General features: G+C 65.0%; 3 protein-coding genes. All 3 read right to left on the bottom strand.

The genetic code is table 11. The annotated features are described in order from the left end of the window. Window positions 1-684, bottom strand: a 684-nt coding sequence (locus tag EN955_RS33940) for a branched-chain amino acid ABC transporter permease (protein WP_127223561.1), incomplete at its 3' end; no start/stop codon positions are given. A 4-nt stretch (window positions 685-688) separates the two neighbouring features. Further along, window positions 689-1,810 (bottom strand): class II histone deacetylase, encoded by a 1,122-nt coding sequence (locus EN955_RS33935; protein ID WP_013532992.1) that lies wholly within the window; start codon window positions 1,808-1,810, stop codon window positions 689-691. 83 nt (window positions 1,811-1,893) lie between these two features. Next, window positions 1,894-3,605 (bottom strand): LuxR C-terminal-related transcriptional regulator (locus tag EN955_RS33930; RefSeq protein WP_245492853.1); only part of this gene is annotated, 1,712 nt, incomplete at its 5' end.

The raw sequence follows: 3,605 nt of genomic DNA, 5'->3' as shown, positions 1-3,605 counted from the left end.
GACAATGACGACGAAGAAGGCGTTGGCGAGATAGTTCACCCCCATCTGCGGCAGCACGATCGCCAGCGGCGCGACCAGTCCGCCGGCGAGCCCGGCGATGGCCGCGCCGAAGGTGAAGGCGATGGCGTAGGTGCGCCGCGTGTTGATGCCGACGCCCTCGGCCATTTCGCGGTTCTGGATGACGGTGCGGATGTCGAGACCGAAGGACGTGCGGCTGATCAGCAGGATGACGCCGAGCAAGGTCAGCATGGCGATGCCGATCAGGATCAGCCGATAGGCCGGGTAGACGGTGAAGAAGAGGTCGAGCGTGCCTTCGATAGGCGGCGTCACCGGCTTGGCGCCGAGACCGAAGATCAGTTCCAGCCCTTGCTGCAGGATCAGGCTGACGCCCCAGGTGGCAAGCACAGTTGAGACCGGCCTGGAATAGAGATGGCGGATGATGGCGAATTCGAGGATGCAGCCGATCACCGCGCCGGCGATGGGGGCAGCCGCCAGCCCTAGCCAGAACGAGCCACCCATGCTCTGGACGAAATAGACCGCGAAGGCGCCGACGGTGACGAACTCGCCATGTGCCAAATTGGTCACGTTCATCAGGCCGAAGCTGATCGCCAGCCCGAGCCCGACCAGCATCAGGATACTGATCAGCGTCAGCGCATTGAGCAGCGTGGTGATGACAAAATCCATCGCGTCAGGCCGCACTGGCGAGACGTTGGCGCAGGCCGGCGAGCAGGCCTTCGGCGGCATCGATCACCGCGGCCTGATGAAGCTGCAGGTCTTGCCCGGCCCATTCGTCGATATGGTCCGACAAAGGGTCGACCACTTCGGTACGGTGATTGGCTAGCGTCTCGATGACGGCATGGCCGCAGAACGGCACATAGCCCTCGGAGTAGCCGCCTTCATGGGTCATCATCAGGCGCCCTTGCGAGGTCTCGGCGGCCAGCGCAACCATGCGCGCGGCAAGACGCCTGAAGCATTCGCTGTTGAGCATCATGCGGCCGAGTGGATCGAAGCCGGACGCATCGAAGCCGGAGGCGACGATGACGAGGTCCGGCCTGTAGGCGCGCAGTGCCGGCGCGACAACGCGGTCGAAAGTCGCTTCATAAGCACCGGTTCCGCTGCCGGCCGGCAGCGGGATGTTGATGTTAAAGCCCTCGCCGGCATCTTTCCCGTTGTCGGCCAGCGCACCGCGCCCGGTCGGATAGAGATTGTCCTGGTGCACGGAAATGGTCAGAACCGACGGGTCGGAATAGAACACCGTCTCGGTGCCGTTGCCGTGATGCACATCCCAGTCGACTATCGCCGCGCGCCCGAGCAGGCCTTCATGCTGCAGCCGGCGGACAGCGACGCCAATGTTGGAGAACAGGCAGTTGCCCATCGCCTGGTCGGGCTCGGCATGGTGTCCCGGCGGCCGCGCCAGCGCATAGGCATTGTCGACGCGGCCCGTCAGCACGGCGCGCATCGCGGCATAGGTGGTGCCGGCCGACAGCAGCGCGATGTCAAAACTGTTGAGGCCGATCGGCGCCTGCGGCCCGGCGAAACCGGAGCCGCGTTCGCTGAGCATGCGAATATCGTCGACATGGCGTTGCGTGTGCACGCGCAACAGGTCGTCGACCGAGACCGGCTCGGGGATGATCGGCACCAGATGCCGCGACAGGCCGCTGACCTGGATGAGGTTGTTCAGCCGGCGCTTGGAGCCAGGGGATTCCAGATGCCGGCCGGGTTCCACGAAACGGCCGGGCGGCATCATGTCGGCGCTGGAGCCGGTGTCATGCCACATCAGCTGTTCGTGAAAAACGTAGCCTGTCGCCATCCGCAGCGTCCTCTGAAAACCAGGTGACGCTAGCAGGCTAACGATCAGATGGCCCGACCCGAAAGTGGGGTCGCGCCTCTTATCTATGCCCCTCCTTTCGGAGGGGTATGGGCGCCTGCAGATCCTTGCGCAGCGCGCACCGCCTGCACCCGGTTGGTCACCGCGAGCTTGCCGAAAATGTTCTTCAGATGCCATTTCACCGTGGTCTCGCTCACCGACAACGCCAAGGCGATATCGCGGTTGGACATGCCCTCGGTGAGATAGCGCAGCAGTTCGGCCTCGCGCTGGGTGAGCTGTTCCTTCTCGGCGGCTGGTGCGGCCAGCTTGCGCGTCGCGACAGGCATCGCCTGCGCGGCATCGATGATGCGCGACGCATAGGCTGACAGTGCGGGATCGGTCTTCGCCTGGGCCGCGCGCAGCCGCATCAACCCTTCGACAACAGGCCTTCCCTCGTCGACGAAAGAGCGGATGAAGCCGGATGGTTGGGCGAGACGCAACGCATTGAGGAGATTGCGGTCGGCCTCGCGTTGGTCGTGGGCAGCGCTGGCCGCTTTGGCGCGCAGGATCAGCGCCAATATATGGCGGCGCATGCGCCCGCTGTCTTTCGTGCGCTCGAGCAGCGCGTCGAAAACCCCCGCGGCAGCGGCATAGGATTTCTCGGCCGTCAGCAGGCGGCCCTCGGCAAAGAACTCGAACTCGTTGGCGGTAGTGATGACCACCGAAGCCTCGGTCCCTTCGCCCCGATGCTCGGCCAGCAGCGCACGCGCCTCGGCAATACGGTTCTGGTCGAGCAGCACACGTATGCGGTCATGCACGATCATCGATGCCAGGCGGCGATACACCGTGCCATGTACGCGTTGATAGACGCGCTCAAGCATATCCAGTGCCGCTTCGGTGCGACCGGTCAGCTGCAGCACGCGGGCATAGGTCGGCACGCTGGCCAGAGGATAGACAATGACTGCCGCGCCTTCGATCTGCGGTCCGAGATTCTCGACCAGGGTCAGCGCTTCGCCCGACGCATTGGTCTCATAGGCAAGTTCCGCAAGCAGCGTGCCGGCCAGGGCCTCGGCATAGGAGTTTGCACCGATCCGCGCCCGAGCCTCGATGATCGCGTTGCGCAGCAGCCGCTCGGCGGCGGGCAAGCGGCCCGCCGAACGCTCGATCACGGCCATGTAGCAATTGGCAATGGTGACGCCGAGCAGGCTGCCGCTTCGCTCATGCGCCCGGCGTGCCGCATCGATGGCGGCGCGTGCGCCGTCGAGGTCACCCAGCGCATAGAGGTTGTAGCCAATGACATTGGCGGTAGCGCCCTCCATGAACCAGGCATCGGGCGCGATGACGCGCAGGGCCGCAAGGGCTGTGTCGCGCGCCTGATCGAACTGCTCCAGCGTGCTGTGAACGGCGGCGGCGAGAACCACGAGCTCAGCCTCGATCGTTGTGCCGGTCATCGTGCCTGGGTCGTTGCTGTCGGTCGGTCCGGTCTCGACCAACTTGCGCGCATTGCTCAGCGTCTGTTGGGCAATCTCCGGCTGGCTGCTGTGCACCGCCAACCACAGCACGACCAGTTGCAGCCGAATGCGCTGGTCGATCAGCTTCCTCGGCAGCAGTGCCAGCAGTTGGCGCACGTAGAGAAGCTGGCACTGGGCGATGAGGTCGAGCGCATTGTTCTCCACGAACACCGCCGCGCGGGCCTGGTCGCCGGCGGCCAGCGCGTGCCCGATCGCCTCTGTCAGCATCTTGCGCTCGCCGAACCATTCGGCGGCCGCCAGATGCAGCGGCGCGATCATCTCCGGTT

The sequence above is a fragment of the Mesorhizobium sp. M7A.F.Ca.CA.001.04.2.1 genome (assembly GCF_003998485.1).
GTDB classification, from domain to species: domain Bacteria; phylum Pseudomonadota; class Alphaproteobacteria; order Rhizobiales; family Rhizobiaceae; genus Mesorhizobium; species Mesorhizobium ciceri.
The sequence above is the reverse complement of the archived record's forward strand: the minus strand, read 5'-3'. Positions and strand labels throughout refer to the sequence as shown.

What these genes read in the sequence shown, in the direction of transcription:
- EN955_RS33935 (WP_013532992.1), bottom strand. Translation starts at nt 1,810, where the DNA reads ATGGCGACAGGCTACGTTTTTCACGAACAGCTGATGTGGCATGACACC.